At 65.5% G+C, this 25,502-nt stretch carries 22 protein-coding genes; 14 read left to right on the forward strand and 8 right to left on the reverse strand.

What is annotated here, in order from left to right:
- Positions 1-107: 107 nt before the first annotated feature.
- The 3 genes from ACFPAH_RS19580 to ACFPAH_RS19590 all read right to left on the reverse strand — a co-directional run bounded on the left by ACFPAH_RS19580 (position 108) and on the right by ACFPAH_RS19590 (position 3,962).
- Complete coding sequence (locus tag ACFPAH_RS19580; protein WP_379748659.1) at positions 108-1,481, reverse strand: amino acid permease; 1,374 nt, start codon at positions 1,479-1,481, stop codon at positions 108-110.
- Between the two features lie 97 nt (positions 1,482-1,578).
- Positions 1,579-2,385, reverse strand: a complete 807-nt coding sequence (locus tag ACFPAH_RS19585) for a prolipoprotein diacylglyceryl transferase family protein (protein ID WP_379748661.1) — start codon at positions 2,383-2,385, stop codon at positions 1,579-1,581.
- Positions 2,386-2,609: 224 nt separating this feature from the next.
- Positions 2,610-3,962, reverse strand: a complete 1,353-nt coding sequence (locus ACFPAH_RS19590; protein ID WP_379748663.1) for a hemolysin family protein — start codon at positions 3,960-3,962, stop codon at positions 2,610-2,612.
- 278 nt (positions 3,963-4,240) lie between these two features.
- On the opposite strand from ACFPAH_RS19590, the gene ACFPAH_RS19595 reads away from it, so the two are divergent.
- The 7 genes from ACFPAH_RS19595 to ACFPAH_RS19625 all read left to right on the forward strand — a co-directional run bounded on the left by ACFPAH_RS19595 (position 4,241) and on the right by ACFPAH_RS19625 (position 13,438).
- Positions 4,241-5,161 (forward strand): bile acid:sodium symporter family protein, encoded by a 921-nt coding sequence (locus ACFPAH_RS19595; RefSeq protein WP_379748665.1) that lies wholly within the window; start codon positions 4,241-4,243, stop codon positions 5,159-5,161.
- 107 nt (positions 5,162-5,268) lie between these two features.
- The gene (locus tag ACFPAH_RS19600) at positions 5,269-5,997 is read left to right on the forward strand and encodes a hypothetical protein (protein WP_379748667.1); all 729 of its coding nucleotides are present in this window, start codon (positions 5,269-5,271) and stop codon (positions 5,995-5,997) included.
- A gap of 38 nt (positions 5,998-6,035) precedes the next feature.
- The gene (locus tag ACFPAH_RS19605; protein WP_379748669.1) at positions 6,036-7,004 is read left to right on the forward strand and encodes an amidohydrolase family protein; all 969 of its coding nucleotides are present in this window, start codon (positions 6,036-6,038) and stop codon (positions 7,002-7,004) included.
- A gap of 34 nt (positions 7,005-7,038) precedes the next feature.
- Entirely contained in the window at positions 7,039-8,382 is a 1,344-nt protein-coding gene (locus ACFPAH_RS19610) for a glycosyltransferase (protein ID WP_379748672.1), read from the forward strand.
- Between the two features lie 725 nt (positions 8,383-9,107).
- On the forward strand, positions 9,108-10,823 hold the full coding sequence (locus tag ACFPAH_RS19615) for a multicopper oxidase family protein (RefSeq protein ID WP_379748674.1): 1,716 nt from the start codon (positions 9,108-9,110) through the stop codon (positions 10,821-10,823).
- A 45-nt stretch (positions 10,824-10,868) separates the two neighbouring features.
- Positions 10,869-11,468: an SCO family protein gene (locus tag ACFPAH_RS19620; RefSeq protein ID WP_379748676.1), complete on the forward strand. Its 600-nt coding sequence runs from the start codon at positions 10,869-10,871 to the stop codon at positions 11,466-11,468.
- A 221-nt stretch (positions 11,469-11,689) separates the two neighbouring features.
- The gene (locus ACFPAH_RS19625) at positions 11,690-13,438 is read left to right on the forward strand and encodes a hypothetical protein (protein ID WP_379748678.1); all 1,749 of its coding nucleotides are present in this window, start codon (positions 11,690-11,692) and stop codon (positions 13,436-13,438) included.
- A 125-nt stretch (positions 13,439-13,563) separates the two neighbouring features.
- On the opposite strand, the gene ACFPAH_RS19630 is transcribed toward ACFPAH_RS19625, so the two are convergent.
- Positions 13,564-13,977, reverse strand: a complete 414-nt coding sequence (locus ACFPAH_RS19630; protein ID WP_379748680.1) for a secondary thiamine-phosphate synthase enzyme YjbQ — start codon at positions 13,975-13,977, stop codon at positions 13,564-13,566.
- 14 nt (positions 13,978-13,991) lie between these two features.
- Positions 13,992-15,302, reverse strand: a complete 1,311-nt coding sequence (gene hmgA, locus ACFPAH_RS19635) for a homogentisate 1,2-dioxygenase (protein WP_379748682.1) — start codon at positions 15,300-15,302, stop codon at positions 13,992-13,994.
- Between the two features lie 119 nt (positions 15,303-15,421).
- Between hmgA and ACFPAH_RS19640 the strand changes: the two genes are divergently transcribed.
- The 4 genes from ACFPAH_RS19640 to ACFPAH_RS19655 all read left to right on the forward strand — a co-directional run bounded on the left by ACFPAH_RS19640 (position 15,422) and on the right by ACFPAH_RS19655 (position 18,932).
- On the forward strand, positions 15,422-16,336 hold the full coding sequence (locus tag ACFPAH_RS19640; protein WP_379748684.1) for a LysR family transcriptional regulator: 915 nt from the start codon (positions 15,422-15,424) through the stop codon (positions 16,334-16,336).
- A gap of 300 nt (positions 16,337-16,636) precedes the next feature.
- Entirely contained in the window at positions 16,637-17,725 is a 1,089-nt protein-coding gene (gene hppD / locus ACFPAH_RS19645; RefSeq protein ID WP_379748686.1) for a 4-hydroxyphenylpyruvate dioxygenase, read from the forward strand.
- Positions 17,726-17,845: 120 nt separating this feature from the next.
- Positions 17,846-18,211, forward strand: a complete 366-nt coding sequence (locus ACFPAH_RS19650; RefSeq protein ID WP_379748688.1) for a CidA/LrgA family protein — start codon at positions 17,846-17,848, stop codon at positions 18,209-18,211.
- The gene (locus ACFPAH_RS19655) at positions 18,195-18,932 is read left to right on the forward strand and encodes an LrgB family protein (protein ID WP_379748690.1); all 738 of its coding nucleotides are present in this window, start codon (positions 18,195-18,197) and stop codon (positions 18,930-18,932) included. Before ACFPAH_RS19650 ends, ACFPAH_RS19655 begins: the two co-directional genes overlap by 17 nt.
- A gap of 22 nt (positions 18,933-18,954) precedes the next feature.
- Here ACFPAH_RS19655 and ACFPAH_RS19660 read toward each other — a convergent pair whose 3' ends face one another.
- Entirely contained in the window at positions 18,955-19,581 is a 627-nt protein-coding gene (locus tag ACFPAH_RS19660) for a hemerythrin domain-containing protein (protein ID WP_379748692.1), read from the reverse strand.
- 449 nt (positions 19,582-20,030) lie between these two features.
- Here ACFPAH_RS19660 and ACFPAH_RS19665 point away from each other — a divergent pair, with 449 nt between their 5' ends.
- Entirely contained in the window at positions 20,031-20,939 is a 909-nt protein-coding gene (locus ACFPAH_RS19665) for a manganese catalase family protein (protein WP_379748695.1), read from the forward strand.
- Positions 20,940-21,096: 157 nt separating this feature from the next.
- Entirely contained in the window at positions 21,097-22,005 is a 909-nt protein-coding gene (locus ACFPAH_RS19670; RefSeq protein ID WP_379748697.1) for a ZIP family metal transporter, read from the forward strand.
- 108 nt (positions 22,006-22,113) lie between these two features.
- Here the strand turns inward: ACFPAH_RS19670 and ACFPAH_RS19675 are convergent, their stop codons facing one another.
- Positions 22,114-22,752 carry a dienelactone hydrolase family protein gene (locus ACFPAH_RS19675; RefSeq protein WP_379748699.1) on the reverse strand — a complete coding sequence of 213 codons (639 nt, stop codon included), beginning with the start codon at positions 22,750-22,752 and terminating at the stop codon, positions 22,114-22,116.
- A gap of 248 nt (positions 22,753-23,000) precedes the next feature.
- Positions 23,001-24,344, reverse strand: a complete 1,344-nt coding sequence (locus ACFPAH_RS19680) for an MFS transporter (protein WP_379748701.1) — start codon at positions 24,342-24,344, stop codon at positions 23,001-23,003.
- Between the two features lie 140 nt (positions 24,345-24,484).
- On the opposite strand from ACFPAH_RS19680, the gene cyoA reads away from it, so the two are divergent.
- Entirely contained in the window at positions 24,485-25,501 is a 1,017-nt protein-coding gene (gene cyoA / locus ACFPAH_RS19685; protein WP_379748703.1) for a ubiquinol oxidase subunit II, read from the forward strand.
- Position 25,502: the final 1 nt, after the last annotated feature.

Consider the following 25,502-nt stretch of genomic DNA (forward strand, 5'->3'; position numbering starts at 1 on the left):
CATCATCCAGCGCACGGCAGGCTGCGCGTGGAGCCGTCCTGACCCGGGAGCCGCGTAGGGTGGAGTCCCGACTCCACGCGTAAACGCCGCCCAGCCGCCAGCGCAGCTCAGCCTGCGCGCGCCCTGCGCTGACGCACCACATACCCCACGCACAGCAACAGCAGCCATGCCGGAATCAGGTACACCGAGACGCGCAGTCCCGGCGTCTGGTACATCACCCACAGGATGCCGGCCAGGAAGGCCAGGCAGGCATAGTTCGACAGCGGGAACCAGGGGCTGGGGAACACCGGCTTGCGCCCCGGCCTGGCCGCGCGGAAGCGCAGGTGGACGATCGAGATCGTCGCCCAGTTGATGATCAGGCCCGCGGTGGCCAGCCCCATCATCATCCCGAACGCCTCGCCCGGCAGGAAATAGTTGACGCTGATGCAGATGCCGGTGGCGGCCGCCGACACGCCCAGCGCCGCCAGCGGCACGCCGTTCTTTGTGAGTTTCATCATGGCGCGCGGCGCATTGCCCTGCGCAGCCAGGCCGTAGAGCATGCGGGTGTTGGCGTAGACGCCGCTGTTATAGACCGACAGCGCGGCCGTCAGCACCACGATGTTGAGGACGGTGGCGACCACGGTGCTGTCGAGCGCGGCGAAGATCAGCACGAAGGGGCTGCCGCCTTGCACCACCTTGGTCCACGGGAACAGGGACAGCAGGATGAACAGGGCGCCGACATAGAAGATCAGCACCCGCCACAGCGCCTGGTTGGTGGCGCGCGGAATCGAGCGCGCCGGGTCGTCGGCCTCGGCCGCGGTGATGCCGATCAGTTCCAGGCCGCCGAAGGAAAACATGATCACGGCCATCGCCATCACCAGGCCGTGCACGCCGTTCGGGAAGAAGCCGCCGTGGCGCCAGAGGTTGGCGACCCCCGCTTCCGGTCCGGCCGTGTTCGAGACCAGCAGCCAGCCGCCGAACAGGATCATGCCGATCACGGCCACCACCTTGATTACGGCGAACCAGAATTCGAGCTCGCCGAAGGCCTTGACCTTGAGCAGGCTGAAGGAGTTGATGATGCAGAAGAAGACCAGCGCCGACACCCAGGTCGGCACCTCCGGGAACCAGTACTGGACGTAGATGCCGACCGCCGACAGCTCGGCCATGCTGACCAGGATGTACATCACCCAGTAATTCCAGCCGGTGATGAAGCCGGCCATGTGGCCGCCGTACTTGTCGGCGAAATAGCTGACGGAACCGGCGACCGGTTCTTCCACCACCAGTTCGGCCAGCTGGCGCATGATGAAGAAGGCGATCAGCCCGCCCACGCCGTAGCCGAGCAGCACGGCGGGGCCGGCCATCTGGATGGTCTGGGCGATGCCCAGGAACAGGCCGGTGCCGATCGCGCCGCCCAGGGCGATGAGCTGGATGTGGCGGCTCTTGAGGCCGCGCTTGAGTTGTTGCGTCGACGCCGGGGTCGAGGCTAGGGTGGATTCGGTCATTGCCGCTGCGCCTGGGGACGAAAGTCAGTGATTCTAATCCATCCCGGCGCTCACGGCTCAGCAATACGGCGTACGCGCGGCGGCGCACTGCCGCCGCTCAGCGCGCGCCGAGGGCGTCCAGCTGCTCGTTCAATTGCGCACGCGACAACTCGCCCATGTGGCGCGCCACCAGCCGGCCCTGGCCGTCGTAGAACAGGGTGGTCGGGTAGCCCACGGCGTGGGTGGCGCGCGCCACCTGCCGCGCCGGGTCGAGGGTGACGTTCTTGATGGCGATCTTTTCGTCGGCCAGGTAGCGCTCGATGGCGGCGGAGTCCTCGCCCTGGTTCACAAAAACGAAAGCGACGCCGGGATTGGCCGCCTGCGCCGCGCCCAGCGCCGGCATCTCGCGCCGGCAGGGCGGGCACCAGGTGGCCCACAGGTTGACCACGGTCGGCTTGCCGGTGGCGGCCAGCTGCAGGCTGCTGCCGTCGAGGCGGCGCAGGGCCAGGTCGGGGATCGGCGCCGGCGCCGGGCCGGCCGCCGAAAAGCCGACCGTGGCCGCGGCCCACACCACCACACCCGCCAGCGACGAAGTCAGCAGCGGCCGCCGCAATGCGGCTGCGCGGTGCGACGCTTCCAGGCCGATGGCGAGCGCCACCAGCAGGCCGGCAAAGGCGACGAAGCCGCCGTCGCGGATGTCGATGATGGACAAGGGCTCGGCCAGGTAGGTGTCGAGGTGCTTGAGCACGAAGGCCGCGCGCGCCGCGACGAAGCCCCACAGGATCATGTGCCAGAGCGTGTTCGACGGGTCGACCGCCCGCTTGCGCGCCCACCAGGCCGCGGCAGCGGTCGCGGCCCCGACGGCGATCAGCGGCGCCAGTACCCGCACCGGCAGGGCCATTGGCCCGACGTTGATTGCATCCATGTGTATTCCCGCCTTGATCGAACTGTTCAGTTCGGGCATCTTAGCGCGGCAATGTTAGCGGAGGATTAAGAGCGTCCGCGATCGCCCCGTGCTTGCTCCTGAAGCGAGGCGTCCGTCGACGCATGTTAACGAAGGTCCGTAATCTCCCCGGGAGCCGGGTTTGCCGGTGTCTGAAATATCGAAAGCAGGCGACCCAGGGGATTTCTTCGGCACCGGCTTGGCCATCAGGATGGACTATTGTCGCGCTCTTCGTCGTCCTCGACCGGCTCCGGCTGCGGCGGAACGTGCGTCACCAGCAGGCGGTCGATGCGGTTGCCGTCCATGTCCATGATCTCGAAACGATAGTCTTCCCAGGCCACGACCTCGGCCGGCTGCGGGATGTAGCCGAGCTGGTAGAGCACGAAGCCGGCCAGCGTGTGGTAGGCGCCGGCGTCCTCGCCGGGGAAGCGGCGGTCGACCGCCATCAGGTCGCGGAAGCGGTCGAGCGCCATGCCGCCGTCCATCAGCCAGCTGCCGTCCTCGCGCTGGACGGCGTCCGGGTCGTGCTCCTCGCCGATCACGGTGACGTCGCCGACCAGCGCGCTCATGACGTCGGTGAGGGTGACCATGCCCTGGATGTCGCCGTATTCGTCCACGATCAGCGCCAGTTCCGCATTGTTCTTCTTGAACAGTTCGAGCAGCCCCATCGCACTGACGCTTTCCGGCACGTAGAGGATGTCCTGGACCGCGCTTTCGATGTCGATCGCCCGCATCGAGCCGGCGCGCACCGCCTGCGCCAGCAGGTCGCGCGTGTGCACGAAGCCGACGATCTGCGAGCGGTCGCCGCGGCAGACCGGCAGGCGGCTGTAGCGGCTGCTCGCGATGCGCTCGAGATTGTCCTCGCGCGGCTCCTCCAAGTCTATGAAGGTGACGTCGACGCGCGGCGTCATCAAGGCCTTCAGGTGCTGGTCGTCCAGGCGCAGGGCGCGCGAGACGATGTCGTACTCGGTCTTTTCGAACACGCCGGCGTCGGTGCTCTCCTTGATCATGCCGGTGATGTCTTCCTCGGTCGGCGCTGCTTCCTTGTGGCGGCCGATGCCGAGCAGGCGCACGATGGCGTCGGTGGTGAGCGCCAGGATCTTCACGAACGGCGCCATGAGCGCCGACAGCAGGCGCAGCGGCGGCGCGATCAGGGTGGCCATCGCCTCCGGGTAGGTCATCGCGATCCGTTTCGGCACCAGCTCGCCGAGGATGATCGAGGCAAAGGTGATGCAGACCACGACCAGGCCCAGCGCCGCCTCGTAGGCATACGCGGCAAGGACCGCGACCTGCTCGAAGCGGGGTACCAGCTGCGCCACCAGCGAGGCTTCGCCGAAGGCGCCGTTGAAGATGCTGATCAGGGTGATGCCGACCTGCACCGTGGACAGGAAGTTGCTGGGCTCGTCGGCAAGGTCGAGCGCCGCGCGTGCGCCGCGGCTGCCTTCGCCGGCCGATTTTTCGAGACGCATGCGTTTGGCCGATACCAGCGCCAGTTCCGACATCGCGAATACGCCATTGAGAAGGATCAGGAACAGGATGATCAGTATGCTGGTCAACATGGCGTAGGCACGGGTCTCCACGCGGCTTGCCGGGCCGGTTCCGGCGGCACCCGATGGCGCCGATTGATAATTGGTTGACATCATCGCACGGCGCGCGGCGCCGCCCCCGCACGACTCGCAGTGCGCCGCGCGCGCCATAAAAGCTTGTCAATATGCTCCGAAGTATGCTTTCCTGATGCAAACACTGCGCTGGCGCAAACCGTGCCGAACCGCGCGCCCGGCGCCGTGTCCAACACAACCATACGAGCCGCCATCCGCGCGGCCACAGGAGACAAGCCATGCAAGGAGACATCGTTTCGAGTGTGCTGTTGCCGGCCGCGCTGGCCTTCATCATGTTTGCCCTGGGCCTCGGCCTGACGCCGCCCGACTTCGCCCGCATCGCACGCCAGCCGCGCGCGCTGCTGGTCGGCATGCTGTGCCACTTCGTGCTGCTGCCGCTGGCCTGCTTTGCGATGATCAAGGTGGCCGGCCTCACCGGCGCGTTTGCCGTCGGCTTCATGATCCTGGCCGCCTGCCCGACCGGTTCCACCTCGAACCTGCTGACCTATATCGCGCGCGGCGACGTCGCCCTGGCGCTCAGCTTCACGGCGGTCGCCAGCGTGCTGACCATCTTCACGCTGCCGATGATCGTGTCGTTCTCGCTCGCGCATTTCGCCGGCGCGGCGCAGTCCGTGTCGGCCCCGGTCGGGGCGATGATGGGCCAGATCTTCCTGATGGTCGGGCTGCCGGTGGCGCTGGGCATGCTGGCGCGCAGCCGCAAGCCGGGCTGGGCAGCACGGGCGGAACCGGTGGCCACCAAAGTGGCGACGCTGCTGTTCATCCTGATCGTCGCGGCCGCCGCCGCCAAGAATTGGGCGCTGCTGCGCGATAACTTCAGCACCCTGGCGCCGTTCGCCGTGGCGCTCAACCTCGCCATGCTGCTGTGCGGCTTCCTGGTCGCGCGCCTGGCGCGCCTGTCGCGCCGCCAGGCGATCACCCTCGGCATCGAAACGGCGGTGCAGAACGCGACGCTGGCGCTGGTGATCGCCAGTACCGTGCTCAAGCAGGATGCGATGGCCATTCCCGGCGCCCTGTACGGGGTGCTGATGTATGCGGGCGGGCTGGTGTTCGCGTATTCGATGCGGCGCTTCGCGACCGGCGGGGAGGGCGCGGCGGTGCCCGGCGGCGCCGTGACGGCTTCGCAGCCCGAGCTGCGCTGAAGCCCGGCGTGCGTTTCGCCCCACGATTTCGACCGTTCGTCGCACCGCCCCGGTAACCGGGCGTGTGCGATGCTAAGGTGCGCCATCCAAACGAAAAGGGAAGTTCCATGCGCATCGCCGTACTCCTGATCTCGCTGGCGCTGGCCGGCAGCGTCCACGCCGCCGATGGCTTTGCCGTCGGCCACCGCACCGAATCCGGCGAAGGCGAGGCTGCCAAGCCGATGAGTTGGCCGTACGGCATGCTGCAAACCGCGCGCGCGGCATTCGACGACCGCGTGGCCGCGCGGGCGCCGGGCGCCTCCCTGCGTTTCCGCCTGCCGAAAACCGACCCGGCCGAGCCCGGCATCCGGGTCGAACTGGTGTCGGCCGACCAGCAACTGGCGTTGCCGATGGTGTCGAACACCGCCTTTGCCTTGCTGCCCGCCGCCGAAGTCGTCGATGACGACGCCAGGGTGCTGGTCAACCGCCACTTCCGGCAGGGCGAGTACAACCATCCGAACGTGGAAGTACGCTCGCCGGGCTTGCCGGAGGGCGTGCGGCGCGTGGGCGACCTGCGCCTTGCCTGCGAGGCGCAGGTCGCCATGGCGAAGGCCGAAGGATTGAAGTTCCGCGCGGTGCTGGCGACGGTGAGCCTGTTTGGCTTTGACCTCTGCAAGAAACTCGAGATCGCCAAGTTCGATGCCCCGGCCATGCCCTGGGACAGCGTGACCATCGAGGACGGCGCGCAGCGCCTGGTGCTGCCGAAGTCGCGGCGCGACGGACCGCAGTTGGGCGACAAGGCATGGTCGGACAACGCCCTTGTCACCTACACGGTGGGTGCCGCCACCGCCCCCTGAGCGGCGCGCCGCTCATCACAGGCAACTCGGAGGCAAGCATGAAAACCGGGCTGTTCTCCCTTGCGGCGCTGGCCGCCTTGCTGGCCTGCGGCGCGGCCCGCGCCCAGCCGGCGCCAAACGGCGACTACCACCAGCACGTCTTCAGCGAAGCGATCGTGGCGCTGGTCGGCCCCGGCGCCGGACTCAAACCGCTGCCGGCAAAAGACCTGGTGCCGCTGCTGGACGCGGCCGGCATCGGGCAGGCCGTGCTGCTCTCGACCGCCTACATGTACGGCAGCCCGAACCGCAGGGTGGACGACGAGTACGCGCAGGTGCGGCGCGAAAACGACTGGACCGCCGCCCAGGCCGCGCAGTATCCGGGCCGGCTGGTGGCGTTTTGCGGGATCGCGCCCTTGAAACCGTATGCGATCGAGGAGATCCGGCGCTGCGCGAGCCACCCCGGCCTCAGGCGCGGCATCAAGATGCACTTGGGGAACTCGGATGTGCAGCTCGAGAACCCGGCACACGCGGCCCGCCTGGCCGAGGTGTTCGCCGCTGCCAACGCGCGCGGCATGGCGATCGTCGTTCACCTGCGCGCGAACATCGGCAAGCAGCGGCCCTACGGCGCGGCGCAGGCGCGTGCCTTCCTCGACCAGGTCTTGCCGGCCGCGCCCGATGTGGCGGTGCAGGTGGCGCACCTCGCGGGCAGCGGCCCCGGTTTCGAGGACCCGCCGGCGCGCGAAGTGCTGGCCGAGCTGGCGCAGGCTTGCGAACGGGGCCATCCGGCGACAAGGAAGCTGTGGTTCGACGTCGCCTCGATCGCCGACCGCGCCATCACGCCGCAGGCCGCGGCGCTGCTGGTGCAGCGCATCCGCCAGATCGGCGTGGGGCGCGTGCTGTACGGGACCGATTCGGCCCAGGGCGACAATTTGCGGCCGCGCGAGAGCTGGGCGGCCTTCCGGCGCCTGCCCTTGCGCGAGGCCGAATTCGACCGGATCGCGGGTAATGTCCCGCCGTATATGAAATAACAAGAACAGAAAGGGCGGTGCGATGAAGATTGGAATGCAAGTCTGGGGCAGCCACGGCGACATCCGGCCCATGCTGGCCCTGGCGGAAGGGCTGCAGGCGGCCGGCAACGAGGTCCACCTGGTGATCACCAGCGTCGACAGCGATGCCTACCGCCACCACGTGTCGCCCCATGGCCTGCGCATCAGCCTGCTGGCCTCGCCCGTCGTCGAGCCGTCCCGGGCCGAAGAATTCAGCCGCATCGCCTACGCCATGTGGAACCCCGTGGCCCAGATGGCGACCCTGCTGCGCCAGGCCTACGCGCCGGTCGAGGACCGGATGTTCGAGGCGGCGCGGCAGTTGAGCCGCGAGTCGGACCTCCTGATCGGCCACTACTTCATGCATCCGCTGCAGATCGCCGCGCAGGAGGCGGGCCGGCCCTATGTCAGCGTCCTGTTGTCGCATGCGGGTATCCCGAGCGCGTTCAATCATCCGTTCGGCAACGTGGCACTGGGCAAGACCGTGCATCGGCTGCTATGGCGGCTGGTGTGCGGCATGCTCGACCGCGTACTGCTGCCGTATCCGAACCGCTTGCGGCGCCAGCTAGGCATGGCACCGGTGCACGACATGGTGCGCCAGGTCTGGCTGTCGGACTACCTCACGCTGGCCGCGGTCAGCCCGCGCATCTGCCACGCCCAGCCCGACTGGCCGGCTGCCATCCGGGTCTGCGGCTTCCTCGACACGCCGCAACTCGCCATCGAGGGCGAGGTGCCGGCCGCGCTGGCGGCCTTCCTCGACGCCGGCGAGGCGCCGGTCTACATGACTTTCGGCAGCTGGATGCCGAAGGACCGCGCCGGCCAGACCCGGACCTTGCAGCTGTTGACCCAGGCCGCCCGGCTGGCCGGCTGCCGCGCCATCATCCAGAGCGATGCCGCCGCCGACTGCGGCTTTGCGTCCGACGCCCAGATCTGCTACGTCGCCATGTCGCCGCACCAGGCCATCTTCCCGCGCTGCCGCGCCATCGTGCACCACGGCGGCGCCGGCACAACCCAGGCGGCGACGCTGGCCGGCAAGCCCTCGGTGATCGTCGCCCACATCAGCGAGCAGGAACACTGGGCCAGCGAACTGCGCCGCCTGGGCATCACCGGCAGGCTCGCAAGGCGGCGCAGCCTGAGCGCGGCCGGTCTCGCCAGGCGCATCCGGCAGGTGCTGGCGACGCCCGCGATGACGGCACGGGCGCAGGAAATCGGGGCAGGGATGCGCGAGGAGGATGGCGTGGCCGAGGCGGTGGCGCTGATTGTGCGGCGCGCCGAGCGTCGGCCGGCGCCGGCCGACATGCCCCTTGCCGCAGCCGGAACGGCCGCCGCGGATGCGGCAACCGGTCCGTTTAGTATGTCTTAGCGTAGGCGAGCAGCGGCTATCCGCAATTAAGGGCAGGCCTTGGGGCTGTGCTTACGCGACAGGCGTGAGCAGTGCGCCCGACAAAGCTGAAGTTGGCTGCACTGTGTGTCCCCGTCGCGACCGATGTCGCACCGCAGCAACCCAACAAGCAGCGCATCTGCCACGCCTTCGGGCTGTTGGTATGGCAAATATATTTCATTTGCACAGCAGTTTTGTTAATGAAACTTTTTCCGTAAATCCCTTTATCTGCGTAAGTACTTGGATATAAAGGATACAGTCCTTTCCTCGGATCAGATCGAGAGCGTATTTTGTCCGCCCTCGGATCGACTTCTTGTCTAATCAAGTTCCAAAACTCATTCATCTCAAGAAATTTTATTTTTATTAAGCTGCTTTGAAAAACAGAAAGTAAAAAAACTTTCGCTGATTTCCTTGACCGTCGATTCAAAAACAGGAAACATCTTGAACAAATCGGCGGCGCTCGCTTCGTCCTTGGTCGACTTCATCGTCCGATGAAATGTTGTGGCACGGCATCGTGCCTGGACGAGCGGCGGCATACATAATAAATCGGGATGTCATGTTTTTGATGGTGCGATAGAGACAGTCAACGACCTAATAATTCCATGGCCTGCCCGCAGAGATCGGGGAGGCGGGCAGCGCTTTGTTCATTTCAAAGCGTTCACATCGATCCTTGTCTTTCAATTCCTGTTCGTTTAGGAGGACTTATTATGTCCAAAATCAGACCAGAAGGCGTTTCCGCGGGTCGCAGAGACCTGCTCAAGGGGAGCATTGTGGCAGCCGGTTCCGGCCTGCTCGCTGCAAAAATGGCTTCCGCTCCGGCCTCGGCGGCCGATGTCGTCAGTCCGCGCACGACGCCATTCGTCGAGCCCCTGCCGGTCTACCTGCCGAAACGGCCGGTTGACGCCTTGAGTCCGCCGCCGTATCCAGCGGCGGCAGGCGAGGAGTGTGGGCGCCCGGACCACCAACGTTGGGCCGACTTTCCGGCAAATAAATTCTACGAACTCGACGTGCGCCAGGCCCTGCATTCGTTTCACAAGGAGTTGCCGACGCAAGCGATCTGGGGTTATGACGGGATTTTTCCCGGTCCGACCTTCGTGGCGAAATACGGCGAGCCGGTCATCGCTCGTATTCATAACAATCTTCCGCAGAACCATATCGGATACGGATCGCCGGAGATCAGCACGCACCTGCATAACCTGCATAGTGGATCGGAAAGCGACGGCTTTACGGGGGATTATTACAGCCCGCTGAAAGCGGGTCCTACGATGACCGGACCGGGAAAATACAAGGATCACCTGTATGCGAATTGCCTGGCCGGTTATGACGAATATTACGAAACTCATGGCGATCCGCGCGAGGCACTGGGAACCCTTTGGTATCACGACCACCGGCTCGATTTCACCGGCCCGAACGTATACCGGGGCTTGAGCGGATTCTATCTCCTTTTCGACGAACTCGATTCGGGCAATGAAAACGATGACCCTGGAAAGGCATTATGCCTGCCGAGCGGGGTCGGGAAATACGACATACCGCTTGTGTTTCACGACAAGCAGTTCAATTCAAAAGGGATAATGGTTTTCGATTCCTTTAATTCCGACGGGATACTCGGAGACAAGTTCTGTGTCAACGGAAAAATCCAGCCCTATTTCGAAGTGGAGCGGCGCAAATACCGGTTCCGCCTGCTCGACGGCGGTCCTTCGCGCTTCTACGAATTCTATTTGACCTCGGGCGGGGTGAATCAGACTTTTACCTACATCGGCAACGATGGAAACCTGCTCCCCGCGCCGCTGGCGATGAAGAAGATTCGCCTGGCGCCAGCCGAGCGGGCCGATATCGTCATCGACTTCAAGGACTATCCGGCCGGCACAAAACTCTTCCTTGTAAATAAGCTCGAGCAGACCAGCGGTCGTGGGCCGAGCGGGAATATTTTGAACCCCGGCACGCAAATCCTGCGTTTCGATGTCAAAGGCGATCCGCCCGTGCCGGACGTCAGCCGGGTGCCTCCGGTATTGCGGGAACTGCCGCCGCTGCCCACGCCTGAAGAAATCAAGCAATTGCCCAGGCGGGTCTGGGAGTTTGACCGCAGCAATGGCGGCTGGACCGTGAACGGCAAACTGTTCGACGTCTTGCGGGTCTCGGCCAAGCCTCGCCTCGGCAGCCAGGAACTCTGGGTATTACGGGGAAAAGGAGACTGGTCGCATCCGATCCATATCCACTTCGAGGAAGGACGCATTTTATCGAGGAACGGCGTCGCCCCGCCCCCGCACGAACGCGGACGCAAGGATGTGTATGTGATCGGACCGAACGAGGAACTGCGGCTGGTCATGAAATTCAGGGACTACACCGGAAAATACATGATGCATTGCCATAACTTGACCCATGAAGACCACGCAATGATGGTGCGCTGGGATGTGGTTGCCTGAATGCGGCATCGAGCATGCCGAAATGCTTGTCCAGGGAGAGAGAACATGAATTCAAGAAGAGCGACATTACTCACGCTGTTGGCCAGCGCCGCGACTTCGGCGGTTTCAGCCACATCGACGGCGTGGGAATCGAAGCGGCGTCCGGCGGCAGACCCGCGTGAAGAATACTTTACCAACACCGAATTTATCGATCACGAAGGCAAACGGCGCAGGTTTTACGAGGACATCATTCACAACAAGCTGGTGGTCGTCAACATGATGTACACGGCCTGCACCAGCACCTGTCCTGTCAACACTGCCAGTCTGCTCAAGGTTCAGGAAGCGCTGGAGGAGCGCATCGGACGCGATATCCATATGGTGTCGCTCAGTCTCCTGCCCGAGCTCGATTCGCCATCAGCATTACGTGCTTACATGAAGCGCTATGGCATCGGCCCCGGCTGGACATTCCTGACCGGCACGCGATCGAATATGGAAGCCGTGCGCCGCAAGCTCGGCTTCTACGATACCGATCCTGCCGTCGATGCGGACCTCGCCCGGCATACGGGCATGCTCAGCATTGGTAACGACAGGATCGAGCGGTGGTGCATGGTGCCGGCATTATCCGCGACCCACCAGATTGTCCGGACCATCCGGGAGATGGCTTGAAGACGGCGTAGCGGTCCACAACCCGGGAAGCGCTGCCGTGCCCCGTGCCGCGCGCGGCGCACGGCGCACAGCTCACGCACTTGATCGAACAATTTCATGGGGGGCAGATGGAGAAATTTGCATACCAGGTCACTTACCTGCGGAGTACACAAATGAAAACCAGTCAAGCGACCGGCAAACCGGTCGCATATGGATGTGTTCAATGAGGGATGGAGCTAGCGATGAAAACCAACGACGAAATCCAACGTCTTGCGGAAGCCGGCACGGCAGGCATACCTGATGCATTTTCCGGCGATAGAAAGCGCGCACCTGGCGTGCTACCGGCCAAGCTTGCTGCGGCCTTGACGCTCCTCGCATCGGCCATGGCATCGGCGCAAACGATCAATAATCCGCCGCTGTTGCCGATGGATATCACTGTCTTCCCAATGCGCGACTTCACGTCGATCGAGGGCTTTGCCAAGAACGCCGACGTGCTGATCCAGGTGCGCCGCGGCGAGGTGGTCAGCGACGCCGTCGGGCGCACAAGTTCGACGGGGGCGATCGAAGTGAACCACCCGGGCGGCATCTGCTGGAGGACGATTACGCCAGACATTACGGCAGGCGACACGATCCGGGTGACCTACCGGGATACCAACAACAACCGGCTCCTCGTGCCCCCGCCCATCAAGGACTCCGGTGCGGCGACGAATACGCAGAACGTCACGGCGACGCAAGCCTACGAGGACCTCCAGGCCGGTACTGTGGTGATCAAAGGCAAGGCCGTGCTGTCCAGTGGCGCGCGCATTCCCTTGAACCGGCTCGAAGCCCGGATCATCATTACTGAAACCTCTGATTCACCGAATATCCGACTCGGAAAGCGGGACATCCGCGCCGACAGCATCGGTGGTCGCATCGACGGCCTTGACGGCAAGCCAATCGCGGGTACCAGTGGAACGCTTGCCTACGATACGGCAACCGGAACGGCTTTTACCGCCACCTTCAGGGGCTTGAACGAGGATGAGCGGCAACTGGTGGTCTCGGGACAAACGCGGATCATGGGGTGGCAACAGACTACCGCGGCCGGCGACCGGCTTGGTATGACCATCTATGAGGTCGGCGAAGTCGGCGGCCCGGGCATGGGGGGATGCCCGGCTGGACCCGGCGGCGTCGTTGCATCGACGCCACCGACTCCTCCCGTCTCCTACAACCCTGCTTCTTTGCTCGACGCCGGTTTTTCGGCGAACCAGCCGTCGCTGAAAGATGTCACCGTGTTCCCGGAACGTGACTTCCTCTCGGTCGAGGGATTTCCTGCAGGCGCCGAATTGCAGGTCGTCGTTCGCAGGGGAACCAGCGCCACACCGGTGGTCGGCACGGCGCGCGGCATCGTCCCCAGGGGCGGCGTATTCGAAGTCAACCATCCTGGCGGCGTATGCTGGACTGGGCAAACGCCGGACATCGCTGCCGGCGACCTCATCGATGTGTTTACTGTCCAGAACGGCGCCTTTTTTGGCGGTCAGACGCAGCGGGTGATCGATGCGAAGGTCGTGAAACCCGCGTTCCTCGCTACCAACATCAACACCAACACCACCGAGGTACGGGTGACCGGCAGCGCAATGGACAACGGAGTCCCGCTGCCATTGCGGTTCATGGAGCAGCGCATCATCAATCCGGACTTCACGACGACCCGTATCGGGCGGCGCGACATTCGTGCCGATACCAGCGGTGGCCGTGTCGACAATGTGCCTGGTGGTGCCGGCAACCTGCAGCGCATAGGCGACAGCACGAGCGGTGAGTGGCGTGCCGTCTACACCGGACTGAACAACACCGAAAAGCAGATTGCCGTCGCAGGCCAGAGCCGCGCCATGGCCTGGCTGTCTACCAATACCAACGGCGACCGGTTCGGGTTGACGATCTCCGAGTACGGCGAGGTCGGGGGGCCGGGCATGACAGGTTGCCCTGGCCCGGGTAACGCCGCAATCGCTATTCCCTGAGCGATGGTGCAAGGCGCCGCAGCGTTCCAGTCGCAATCGTGCGTCAAGGACCGCTGCGTCGTGCCTGCCGGCGCGGAGCGGCACATTCGCCAGCCCCTTTCGGCCCCGCTCAGTTGCTCAAAGGCTCACCCAATCACCGTCACCACCACCCGGCGCCGGTGCGGCGCCGTGCGGTGCTCCCACAGATAAATCCCTTGCCAGGTGCCCAGCAGCAGGCGCCCGCCGCCGACCGGCACCGTGATGCCGGTATCGGTCAGCACGTTGCGCACGTGGGCGGCCATGTCGTCCGGGCCTTCATCGTCGTGCCGGTAGGCCGGATCGCCGTCGGGCGCCAGGCGCGCCAGCACGGTGTCGAGGTCGCGCCGCACGTCCGGGTCGGCGTTTTCCGTGATCGTCAGCGAACAGCTCGTGTGCTGCACGAAGACCTGGACCAGGCCGCAGTCCACGCCGGAGGCGCCGACTACCCTCGCTACCTCGGCCGTGATGTCCTGGGTGCCGCGGCCCGGGGTCGAAAACGTCAGGATCGCCTGGTGCGCCATGCTCGGGCCCCCGCTTACGGCACCGGCTTGAAATTCTTGCGGATGCCGGCCCAGCAGTCGTGGTAGCCGGCCTGGCGCAGGGGCGAAGCCAGCGCGTGCACGGTCGGGCACAGCACGGTGCGGGTCTCGAACATGAAGGCCATCGTGTCGGCGACCTTGGCGGGCTTGCTGGTGTCGGCGCTGCTGGCTTTTTCGAAGGTGGCCGCATCCGGGCCGTGGCCGCTCATGCAGTTGTGCAGGCTGGCGCCGCCCGGGACGAAACCCTCGGCCTTGGCGTCGTAGGCGCCGTGCACCAGGCCCATGAACTCGCTGGCGACGTTGCGGTGGAACCAGGGCGGACGGAAGCTGTCTTCGGCGGCCAGCCAGCGCGGCGGGAAGATCACGAAGTCGAGGGTGTCCACGCCCGGGGTGTCCGAGGGCGACTGCAGCACCAGGAAGATCGACGGGTCCGGATGGTCGTAGCTGATCGAGCCGATGGTGTTGAAGTGGCGCAGGTCGTATTTATAGGGCGCGTAGTTGCCGTGCCAGGCAACGACGTCGAGCGGCGAGTGGCCGATCTCGGCTTCCCACAGGTTGCCGCAGAACTTGGCGACCAGCCTGAAGGCGCCTTCGCGTTGCTCGTATTTCGCCACCGGGGTCAGGAAGTCGCGCGGGTTGGCCAGGCCGTTCGAGCCGATCGGGCCCAGGTCGGGCAGGCGCAGCAGGGCGCCGAAGTTCTCGCAGATGTAGCCGCGCGCCTGGCCGTCCGGCAGGCGCACCTGGAAACGGATCCCGCGCGGAATGACGGCGATTTCCTGCGGTTCGAGGTCGATCGTGCCCAGTTCGGTGGCGATCTCGAGCCGGCCCTGCTGGGGCACGATCAGGAGTTCGCCGTCGCTTGAGTAGAAGAAGCGGTCGGTCATCGACGCGTTGGCGGCGTACAGGTGGATCGCGCAGCCGGCCATCGCTTCGGCCGAGCCGTTGCCGGCCATGGTCACCCAGCCGTCGACGAAATCGGTCGGCGCTTCGGGGAAGGGCAGCGGGCTCCAGCGCATCTGGTCCGGCGGCGGCGCGACTGCCGCGAAATTGCCGACGATGCGGCCGCCGTCGATCTGGCGGAAGGGGCCGTGCATGGCGGCGGGCCGGATGCGGTACAGCCAGGAGCGGCGGTTGTGCGCGCGCGGGGCCGTGAAGGCGGTGCCGGACAGTTGCTCGGCATACAGGCCGTAGGCGACCCGCTGGGGCGAATTGCGATGCTGCGGCAGGGCGCCCGGCAAGGCTTCGGTGGCGAATTCGTTGCCGAAGCCGGACTGGTAAGCGGTCTCCGTTCCGATGTGCTGGGTCATGCGCATTCCTCTGGTTGGCGATTTCAAAGCGTCAGAGCGCACTCTAAGTGAGGCGTTGGTGTTTTACGACGTGAATAGATAAATGTAGACTATTTACCATATCAATATCAGGAGCGCCCGTGATCGAGCCCCATACCATCGACCTCAACCTGCTGGCGGTGTTCCAGGAAGTCTACCGCGAACGTCAGATATCCAGCGCGGCGCGCCGGCTCGACCTGACCCAGTCGGCCGTCAGCAATGCCCTGGCGCGGCTGCGGCGCCTGTTCGGCGACGAGCTGTTCGTGCGCACCGGGCAGGGCATGCAGCCGACGCCCTTCGCCGAGGGGCTGGCGGGGCCGGTCGGGGCGGCGCTGGCGCAGGTGGCGCTGGCCCTGAACCAGCGCAGCGTGTTCGATCCCGCCGCCAGCACGCGGCGCTTCACGATCGCGATGACCGATGTCGGCGAGCTGCACTTCATGCCGGCCCTGATCGAGCGCTGCCGGGTGGCGGCGCCAGGTCTCCAGCTCAGTTCGGTGCGGGCCGGCAGCATCGCGCTCAAGGAAGAAATGGAGAGCGGGCGCGTGGACCTGGCGATCGGCCCCTTCGAGGATATTTCCGAGGCGCTCTACCAGCGCCTGCTGTTCCGCCAGCCCTATGTCAGCATGATGCGGCGCGGCCATCCGCTCACCAGCGGCAAGGTCGACCTGGCGCGCTTCGCCGCCGCCGAGCACCTGCTGGTCGACTCCCAGGACAGCCCCTACGACCGCATCAACCAGCTGCTGGAGAAGGCGGGCGTCGGCGCGTCGACCCGGTTCCGGGTGCCGCATTTCACGGCCGTGCCGTATATCGTCAGCAGCAGCGACCTGGTGGTGACGGTGCCCCAAAAGCTGGCCGAACGTGCCGGCCCGCCCTTCGGGCTGGCCTGGATCACGCCGCCGCTGGCGCTGCCGCCCCTGCAGACGAACATGTTCTGGCACCGGCGCTACAACCAGGACCCGGGCAACGCCTGGCTGAGGAATCTGGTGGCCGAGGCCTTTGTCAAAAAGCCGGCATAGCACTGCGTTTGCACCCGTCCGCGCACGCCGGCGCCATGCAAATCCGGCTTCCTGCCGGGCCGGAAACTCGGTATCCTGCGCCCCGAGCATGCCGATTCGGCATCTTTTTTTGGAAGAGCAGGCGGCCCGGGTGGCGTATGATTGCCGTCGTTGCCGCCGCCGCGCGAGCCTGTACGCGCGCGGCTGGCGCATGCTTGTCGGCGGGCCGATCATGCCCGCCGCACGGTTCCGCCCGGCCTGCCGCCTTATCCGGCGGCCTGCCGGCTGGAGGAGATTACTTAGCATCAAAAGGAAAACAACATGGCTGACCTGTTTGAGAATCCAATGGGCCTGATGGGCTTCGAATTCGTCGAGTTCGCGTCGCCGACGCCGGGCGTGCTGGAGCCGATCTTCGAAAAGCTGGGCTTTACCAAGGTCGCAGTGCACCGCTCGAAGGACGTGACCCTGTACCGCCAGGGAGAAATCAACTTCATCATCAACAACGAGCCGAAGAGCTATGCCGCCTATTTCGCCGCCGAGCACGGCCCGTCGGCCTGCGGCATGGCCTTCCGCGTCAAGGATTCGCACAAGGCCTACAAGCGCGCGCTGGAACTGGGCGCCCAGGCGATCGAGATCCCGACCGGCCCGATGGAACTGCGCCTGCCCGCCATCAAGGGCATCGGCGGTGCGCCGCTGTACCTGATCGACCGTTTCGAAGACGGCAAGTCGATTTATGACATCGATTTCGAATTCATCGAAGGCGTCGAACGCCGCCCGGCCGGCCATGGCCTGCAGATCATCGACCACCTGACCCACAACGTTTATCGGGGCCGCATGGCCTTCTGGGCCGGCTTCTACGAGAAACTGTTCAACTTCCGCGAGATCCGCTACTTCGACATCAAGGGCGAGTACACCGGCCTGACCTCGAAGGCGATGACGGCGCCGGACGGCAAGATCCGGATTCCGCTGAACGAAGAGGGCAAGGCCGGCGGCGGCCAGATCGAGGAATTCCTGATGCAGTTCAACGGCGAAGGCATCCAGCACATCGCGCTGCTGACCGACGACCTGGTCTCGACGGTGGACCGCTTGCGCGCCGCCGGCGTGCCCCTGATGAGCGCCCCGCCTGCGACCTATTACGAGATGCTGGAGGGCCGCATCCCGGGCCACGGCGAGAACCCGGCCGAACTCCAGGCCCGCGGCCTGCTGCTCGACGGCTCGGTGGTCGACGGCAAGCCGCGCCTGCTGCTGCAGATCTTCTCGGAAACCCAGCTCGGACCGGTGTTCTTCGAGTTCATCCAGCGCAAGGGCGACGATGGTTTCGGAGAGGGCAACTTCAAGGCGCTGTTCGAATCGATCGAGCGCGACCAGGTCAAGCGCGGCGCCATCGGCAAAACCGCCGAAGTCGCGTAAACGTAGGGTGGGCTCCCCCCACGCGTAACGCATGCGCCGCCAACTGCCCGGCCGATCGCCAGGCCGCTGGTCGATCACGCTTCACGCGTGGGCGGAGCCCACCCTACCGGAGGACAACGCTTGCTAGCCGCATTCGCGATCCTGCTGCTGTTCCAGTGCCTCGGCGAAGGCATCGTCTTCCTGCTCGGGCTGCCCGTGCCGGGCCCGGTGGTGGGGATGGTGCTGCTGTTCGCGGCGCTGCTCGCCTTCCCCGGCTTGCAGGAGCGCATCGAGGCGGCAGCCAACGAGTTGCTGCGGCACTTGTCGCTGCTCTTCGTGCCGGCCGGCGTCGGCATCGTCGCGGCCGCGGGCAGCGGCAGCGGGCACTGGCTGGCGATCCTTGCCTCGCTGGTCGTCTCGACCCTGCTGACCCTGGCCGTCACGGCCCTCATCTTGCGCAAGCTCCCGGCCGACGCGGAGCAAGACGGCGATGCCGGACCTGGCTAGCCTCGGCCATTTCTGGGTCTACCTGTCGGCCTCGCCGCTGGCGGGCCTGACGCTGACCCTGTGCGCGTATCTGCTGGCGCAGGCCGTCTACGCCCGCTTCGACTATTCGCCGCTCGCCAATCCGGTGGCGATCGCCATCCTGCTGGTCAGCCTGGTGCTGCTGGCGAGCGGCATGTCCTACCAGCGCTATTTCGCCGGCGCCCAGTTCGTCCACTTCCTGCTCGGCCCGGCGACGGTGGCGCTGGCGGTGCCGCTCGCGCGCCAGCTGCCGCGCATGCGGCGCGCGGCGGTGCCCCTGCTGTGCGCGCTGGTGTCGGGAAGCGTGACGGCGATCGTCAGCGCGGTGGCGGTGGTGATGCTGCTGGGCGGTTCGCCCGCGTTGGCGCGCACCGTCGGCCCGAAGTCGGCCACGACGCCGATCGCGATGGCGGTCTCGGAACGGCTCGCCGGCGTGCCGGCGCTGACCGCCGTGCTGGTGATCGGCACCGGGATCTTCGGCGCCGTCACGGCGCGCTTCCTGTTCAATGCGATGAAGATCGGCTCGCCGGCCGCGCGCGGCTTTGCCCTGGGCGTGGCGGCGCATGGCATCGGCACCGCGCGCGCCTTCCAGGTCAGCCTCGAAATGGGGGCCTTTGCCGGTCTCGGCATGGGACTGAACGGCATCCTCACGGCGCTGCTGGCGCCGTGGCTGGTGCCGCTGGTAATGCGCCTGCTGGGCTGAGCCGGCAGGCGCCGTCACTCTCTCAGCTGCTGTGCGGCATCGAGTTGGCGTTGGCCCAGGTCTTGGTGTGGCCCGAGGCGCCGCCCGGCTTCTTGACCAGGTGACGCACCGCGAACAGGGCGCTGGCCACGCCCACCACCATTGCCGTGGTGCTGCCCGAGAAGCCGACCGCATGGCTCTTGGCCAGCTTGCCGGCTTTCGGGGCCACCAGTTCCATGCGGCGCTTGGTCATTTGCGAACCGAGTTCCGACAGGCGCGCCTTGGTCATCAGCATTTCCGCCTGCGGCAGCAGGGTGGTTTCCTCGTCGGCCACGTGGTGGATCACGTCGCGCATCAATTCCAGCAGCAGCTTGTCGTGGCGCGGGTCGGAACCGCTGGTGCGGCGCAGTTCGGCGATCATGCGGCGCATGTCGTTGTGTTCCGGCTCGGCCTTGTGGATGAAGGGCTCGCCTTTGTCGAGCTGGCGCATCACCGGATAAAAGATTTCTTCTTCGAGCGTGGCGTGGATCTCCAGCGCGGTGCAGATCGTGTCGGCCAGCGCCTTCTTGACGCTGGGTGCCTTGTCCTTGGTGTACTGGTGGAAGGTCACCATCACATGCGAGTGATCGAAGCGGATCATGTCGGTGATGGTCGGGCTCAGTTGGTTCATGGAAAACATTTGGCATCCCTCCGTATTGACGATTGACCAACATCCTAGCCCCGCTGCTGGGTGCACGAAGTAGGAATGCATCGCAAGCCCGTGTCAGCCGACACCGCGCGGCATCGCTGCGGGGGAGGAGGCAGGCGCCCGGCTGCCGTGTTGATAGTTAGTGAATGGCAAGCCTGCTTGTGCCCCGTTACCGAATCGATCCTAATAAATATTGAGTGACCGAAAGTAGTTCCGGGGATATAGAAATCTTCCGGGAAATGACTTAACGCGCTTTAACGCTTTGTCACCGAAGTCCTACAAAAATACGGCGACGCTACTGATTACTTGCTAACCCATCACTGCCAAGATGGGCCCATGTTCGACTGGCGGCAGCTGCCGCGCAGCCGTTTTGGATGGGCGTTGCATGCACTCGCATGGACGCTTAGGTTTAATCTATCGGAGGAGTCGGAATGTTTGCACACAACAAACGCCTGCAATATACCGTCCGCGTCAGCGGACCGAACCCCGGTCTGGCCAACCTGATGCTGGAACAGTTCGGCGGCCCGCAGGGCGAGCTCGCCGCCGCCATGCGCTACTTCACCCAGGCCGTATCGGAAGACGATCCAGGCCGCAAGGACATGCTGATGGACATCGCCACCGAGGAGCTCAGCCACCTCGAGGTGATCGGCCACATCGTCGCCATGCTCAACAAGGGTGCCAAGGGCGACCTGGCCGAGGCCGTCGATACCGAGGCCGAGATGTACCGCAAGATCACCGGCGCCGGCAACGACAGCCACGTGACCCAGGTGCTGTACGGCGCCGGCACGCCGCTGGTCAACTCGGCCGGCGTGCCGTGGACGGCCGCCTATATCGACTCGATCACCGAACCGAGCGCCGACCTGCGCTCGAACATCGCCGCCGAAGCGCGTGCGAAGATCGTCTACGAGCGCCTGATTGCGCTGACCGACGATCCGGGCGTGAAGGAAGCCCTGGGCTTCCTGATGACGCGTGAAGTGGCGCACCAGAAGTCCTTCGAGAAGGCGCTGTACTCGATGGAGTCGAATTTCCCTCCAGGCAAAATGCCGGTCGACCCGCGCTTCTCCAGCGTCTACTTCAATATGTCGCAGGGCGAGGGCGAAATGCGCGGGCCGTGGAACCAGGGGCCGCAGTGGGACTTCGTCACCGACCGCGAGAAGCAGATGGCGGTCGACGGCGGTTCCGGCGATGCCGAAGTGAAGCTGCCGGCGGACCAGATCAAGGTCCTCAAGCAGATGCAGACGCGCACCGTATCCGACCCGGGCACGGACCCGCAGACCGGCGCCGAGCTCGGCCTCGACCCATCCACGCCGAAGGGCGCCTCGGCAGTCAGCAAGCCGTAAACCAGGCCTGCGGCTTGCTGGCCCGGCGCCTGCCGCGCGGTAGTGCGCGCCGCGCCGCCAGCCAGGTATAAGCTTGCCAGCATCTTGCCTGGCCACGACACCCCGCCCGCGAGCGGGGTGTTCGGGTTCCCGGCCCGGCGCCCAGAAAGGATAGTGGATGGACTCTGAAACACGCAAACTCGGCTGGGGCGGCGCCTTCCTGCGCGCGCTGACGGTACGGCGCCTGATCGGCCTCCTGATCTGCTCGGTCGGCTGCATGTTATTGCTCGGCAGCCTGGCCGAGCAGCTCATGAATGCGAACCCGAAGATGCATGCCGCCCTGCTGGGCGGCGGGACGGCGGCCGCGGCCACGGCGCTCGGTACCTTGCCGATCCTGTTCTCACAGAATTTCTCGAAGCGCACCTACGACTGCTTCCTCGGCTTCGGCGCCGGCGTCATGCTGGGTGCGACGGCGTTTTCGCTCGTCATCCCGGCGCTGGCCGCGGCCCGCGCGGCGGGCGCCGGCCCGTGGGAAGCGAGCCTGCAGGCAGGCGTGGGCATCATGGCCGGCGCCGGCGTCATCCTCCTGATGGGCCGCGCGATCGAGCCGGCCGAGGTCCTCGAAAAAAGTGCCGGCGCCAGTTCGCTGCGCCGCGCCTGGATGTTCGTCACCGCGGTAGGCCTGCACAACGTGCCGGAAGGACTGGCGATCGGGGTCGCGTATGCCGGCATCGACATCGAAAAGGCCCACTCGCTGATGACCGGCGTGTCGATCCAGGACGTGCCCGAGGGCCTTGTGGTGGCGCTGGCGCTGCGCACGGTCGGCTACAGCCGCCTGACGGCGGTCGGCCTCGGCGTCCTGTCGGGCCTGGTCGAACCGCTGGCGGCCGCCTTCGGGGTGGCGCTGATCGGCATTTCCGCCGGCATGCTGCCGATCGCCCTCGCCGCGGCGGGCGGCGCGATGCTGTTCGTGATCGTGCACGACGTGATTCCCGAAATGCGCCTGAACGGCAACGAGACCTCGGCGACGATCGCGCTGGTGTTCGGCTTCATCCTGATGACGGTGCTCGATACGGCCCTGGCGTAGGGTGGGCTCCGCCCACGCGTAAAGCCCGCACCCCCGCAACGCATCCGCAACGCACCCGCTACGAACCCGCAACGCACCCCGTAAACCGCGTGGGCACAAGTGCCCACGCTACGGCTCGAAGTGCCTTACGAACCAGTTCGCCGCCAGCACCGCCACCTGCGCCAGCGTGCCCGGCTCCTCGAACAAATGCCCGGCCCCGGGCACGATCTCCAGCGCCTTTTCACAGCGCAGGGCGTCGAAGGCCTGCCGGTTCAGGTCGATGACCACCCCATCCTCGCCGCCGACGATCAACAGCGTCGGCGCGATTACCTGCGCCAGCGCGGCGCCGGCCAGGTCGGGGCGGCCGCCGCGCGAGACGACGGCGGCGATCCCGGTGCCGTCGTCCGCGGCCAGGCGCAGCGCGGCGGCGGCGCCGGTGCTGGCGCCGAACAGGCCCAGGGGCAGGGGAGCGGTAAGCGGTTCGGTGCCGAGCCAGGTTGCCGCCGCGTGCAGCCGCGCGGCAAGCAGGTCGATGTCGAAGCGGCTGCGGTCGGCGGCATCCTCTTCGAGGGTGAGCAGGTCGAGCAGCAGGGTACCGATGCCGGCCGCGCGCAGTTCGGCGGCGACGCTATTGTTGCGCGGGCTGAAGCGGCCGCTGCCGCTACCGTGCGCGAAGAGAACCATGCCGATCGGCGTCGCCGGCAGTTCGAGCATGCCTTCGAGCCCGGCGCTGCCTGCGGGGATGGTGACGAGAAGTTTGCGTGTCATGGGACACCCATACGGTCAAATACATTGAGAGCGCCCGACAAAACCGCCATGGCCGCGTTGCCGCGCCTCGCCGTACCCGCGTACGGTCTTCGGCGCAGCGCCTTGCCATGACAATTTGGTCAGGCGCTCTTGGACAACTCTAAAAACGTAAAAATCCGGCCGAACTGGAGGTTCGACCGGATTCCTGGGGTGGTACGTGCTGGCCATGGCCGCGTGGAGCAAGGGGGAGGGCGCGAGCCCTCCGGATGTTAGTCCTTGATCTCCAGCTTGCGGTTCAGGCTCAGCGCAGCCAGCGAGCCGACGGCGCCCGACAGCAGGTAGAGGCTGACATAACCGAGGCCGAAGTGGGCCGACAGGCCGAGGGCGACCAGCGGGGCAAAAGCCGCGCCGACCAGCCAGGCCAGGTCCGAGGTCAGCGCCGCGCCGGTGTAGCGGAAGCGCGACTGGAAGTTCGAGGTCACGGCGCCGGCAGCCTGGCCGTAGGACAGGCCGAGCAGGCCGAAACCGATCAGGACGAAGGCGTTCTGGCCCGCTTCGCCGCCGTCGATCAGCATCGGCACGAAGGCCGAGAATATGGCGATCAGGGCGGCCAGCGTGCCGAGCGTGGTGCGGCGGCCGACCTTGTCGGCCACCAGGCCGGAAATCAGGATGCAAACGGCGGCCACGGCGGCCCCCCACATCTGGATACCGAGGAACTCGCTGATCGGGCGGGTGTCGTAGAGTTGCATCCACGACAAAGGGAACACGGTCACCAGGTGGAACAGGGCATAGCTGGCCAGGGCGGCGAGCGCGCCGATGACGACGTTCGAACCCTGTTCGCGCATCAGCTCGCCGACCGGGGCTGGATCCAGCTCGTGGCAGTCGAGCAGGTGCGAGTACTCGGAAGTCGACACCAGGCGCAGACGGGCGAACAGGGCGACGACGTTGATCGCAAAGGCGACGAAGAACGGATAGCGCCAGCCCCAGACCAGGAAGTCGTCGCCCTGCAGGTTGTCGAGCAGGAAGGCGAACAGGCCGGCGGCGATCAGGAAGCCGAGCGGAGCGGCCAGCTGGCCGAGCATCGCGTACCAGCCGCGCTTGTGCTCGGGTGCGTTCAGGGCCAGCAGCGACGGCAGGCCGTCCCAGGAGCCGCCCTGGGCCACGCCCTGGGCGATGCGCATCAGTGCCAGCAGGACGATCGCCAGGGAGCCGATCTGGGAATAGGTCGGCAGGAAGGAAATGGTGACCGTGGCCGTGCCGAGCAGGAACAGCGCGATGGTCAGTTTAATTTCCCTTGAGAATCGCTGCTGGATCTTCATGAAGACGATCGTGCCGAGGGGGCGCGCGATAAAGGCGAACGCAAAAATGGTAAAGGAGTAGAGTGTGCCCTCGAGCCGGTCTGCCCATGGGAAGAATACCGACGGGAAAACCAGCACCGAGGCGATGGCGTAGACGAAGAAGTCGAAATATTCGGAGGCGCGGCCGATGACCACGCCGACTGCGATTTCACCCGGGGAGATGTGGCCGTCCCGGGCATTGATGTTGCGGGCCCCGCTGTGGGGAGCGGTTACAGGAGCGGCACCAGCGCCGCCGTACGTCGTCGAGCTTTGCATAATCTTCGTCTCCAGGTAGGTCGCCGGCCGCCGAATTCCCCTGGCCTGGGCAAGGGTGGGACAAAACGTCCAATGTGCAGCGGAGGCCGATGGCATTACAGTAGCATGTTCTCATTCCCATGTAACGTTAGATACTTAGCATGATTCCAAAAATAGTCCGTCCCGGGCTTTCACTCCTCCTGCTTGCAGCGCTGTCCGGCTGTAATACGGTGACGATGAACGCAGCCGGCGATATCGCAAGGCAGCAAGCCGACCTCATCCGAGTGTCGGTCTGGCTGATGTTGATCATCATCGTTCCGGTGATGATCCTGACCGTTGTTTTCGCGTGGAAGTACCGCAAGGGCGCCAACGCGCGGTACGAACCCGACTGGGATCACTCGACCAAGCTCGAGCTGGTCATCTGGGGCGCGCCCCTGTTGATCATCATCGTGCTGGGCCTGATCACCTGGGTCAGCACCCACAAGCTCGACCCGTATCGTCCGCTCGACCGGCTCGACGAGAATCGTCCGATCCCGGCAGGCACGAAGGTGCTCGAAGTGCAGGTCGTCTCGCTCGACTGGAAGTGGCTGTTCATCTATCCGGAGCAGGGCATCGCGACGGTCAATGAGCTGGTGACGCCGATCGACACCCCGATCCGCTTCAAGATGACCTCGTCGACCGTGATGAACACGTTCTACATTCCGACCCTCGCCGGCATGATCTACACGATGCCCGCCATGGAGACGACCCTGAACGCGGTGATCAACAAGCCGGGCCAGTACAAGGGCATGTCGGCCAACTTCAGCGGGGACGGTTTCTCGCACATGAAGTTCGCCTACCACGGCACCACCGCGGCCGACTTCGACGCCTGGGTGGCCAAGGTCAAGTCCAGCGGCAACAGCCTGGGCCGCGCCGACTACCTGACCCTGGAAAAGCCTTCCGAGAAAGAGCCTGTCCGCCACTACGGCAGCGTCGATCCGACCCTGTACATGGCGATCCTGAACCGCTGCGTGGCCGAAGGCGCAACCTGCATGCACCAGACGATGGCGCAGGATGCCCAGCGCGTGCGCAAGCACCATGAGGCGAAGCAGTCGGCGCAGGGCGCCCAGCCGCAGGTGGTGGAAGCCAAAGCGGAAGCGGAAGCCGGCGAAACCCATAATCATTCTGTGAAGAAGTAAC

Origin of the sequence: Massilia sp. GCM10023247 (assembly GCF_042653325.1) — a bacterium.
In the GTDB taxonomy this organism is placed as follows: domain Bacteria; phylum Pseudomonadota; class Gammaproteobacteria; order Burkholderiales; family Burkholderiaceae_D; genus Telluria.

Excerpts from the sequence above, each read along its gene's own strand:
- ACFPAH_RS19580 (WP_379748659.1), bottom strand. The coding sequence starts at position 1,481 with ATGACCGAATCCACCCTAGCCTCGACCCCGGCGTCGACGCAACAACTC.
- ACFPAH_RS19585 (WP_379748661.1), bottom strand. The coding sequence starts at position 2,385 with ATGGATGCAATCAACGTCGGGCCAATGGCCCTGCCGGTGCGGGTACTG.
- ACFPAH_RS19590 (WP_379748663.1), bottom strand. The coding sequence starts at position 3,962 with ATGTTGACCAGCATACTGATCATCCTGTTCCTGATCCTTCTCAATGGC.
- ACFPAH_RS19595 (WP_379748665.1), top strand. The coding sequence starts at position 4,241 with ATGCAAGGAGACATCGTTTCGAGTGTGCTGTTGCCGGCCGCGCTGGCC.
- ACFPAH_RS19600 (WP_379748667.1), top strand. The coding sequence starts at position 5,269 with ATGCGCATCGCCGTACTCCTGATCTCGCTGGCGCTGGCCGGCAGCGTC.
- ACFPAH_RS19605 (WP_379748669.1), top strand. The coding sequence starts at position 6,036 with ATGAAAACCGGGCTGTTCTCCCTTGCGGCGCTGGCCGCCTTGCTGGCC.
- ACFPAH_RS19610 (WP_379748672.1), top strand. The coding sequence starts at position 7,039 with ATGCAAGTCTGGGGCAGCCACGGCGACATCCGGCCCATGCTGGCCCTG.
- ACFPAH_RS19615 (WP_379748674.1), top strand. The coding sequence starts at position 9,108 with ATGTCCAAAATCAGACCAGAAGGCGTTTCCGCGGGTCGCAGAGACCTG.
- ACFPAH_RS19620 (WP_379748676.1), top strand. The coding sequence starts at position 10,869 with ATGAATTCAAGAAGAGCGACATTACTCACGCTGTTGGCCAGCGCCGCG.
- ACFPAH_RS19625 (WP_379748678.1), top strand. The coding sequence starts at position 11,690 with ATGAAAACCAACGACGAAATCCAACGTCTTGCGGAAGCCGGCACGGCA.
- ACFPAH_RS19630 (WP_379748680.1), bottom strand. The coding sequence starts at position 13,977 with ATGGCGCACCAGGCGATCCTGACGTTTTCGACCCCGGGCCGCGGCACC.
- hmgA (WP_379748682.1), bottom strand. The coding sequence starts at position 15,302 with ATGACCCAGCACATCGGAACGGAGACCGCTTACCAGTCCGGCTTCGGC.
- hppD (WP_379748686.1), top strand. The coding sequence starts at position 16,637 with ATGGCTGACCTGTTTGAGAATCCAATGGGCCTGATGGGCTTCGAATTC.
- ACFPAH_RS19655 (WP_379748690.1), top strand. The coding sequence starts at position 18,195 with ATGCCGGACCTGGCTAGCCTCGGCCATTTCTGGGTCTACCTGTCGGCC.
- ACFPAH_RS19660 (WP_379748692.1), bottom strand. The coding sequence starts at position 19,581 with ATGAACCAACTGAGCCCGACCATCACCGACATGATCCGCTTCGATCAC.
- ACFPAH_RS19665 (WP_379748695.1), top strand. The coding sequence starts at position 20,031 with ATGTTTGCACACAACAAACGCCTGCAATATACCGTCCGCGTCAGCGGA.
- ACFPAH_RS19670 (WP_379748697.1), top strand. The coding sequence starts at position 21,097 with ATGGACTCTGAAACACGCAAACTCGGCTGGGGCGGCGCCTTCCTGCGC.
- ACFPAH_RS19675 (WP_379748699.1), bottom strand. The coding sequence starts at position 22,752 with ATGACACGCAAACTTCTCGTCACCATCCCCGCAGGCAGCGCCGGGCTC.
- ACFPAH_RS19680 (WP_379748701.1), bottom strand. The coding sequence starts at position 24,344 with ATGCAAAGCTCGACGACGTACGGCGGCGCTGGTGCCGCTCCTGTAACC.
- cyoA (WP_379748703.1), top strand. The coding sequence starts at position 24,485 with ATGATTCCAAAAATAGTCCGTCCCGGGCTTTCACTCCTCCTGCTTGCA.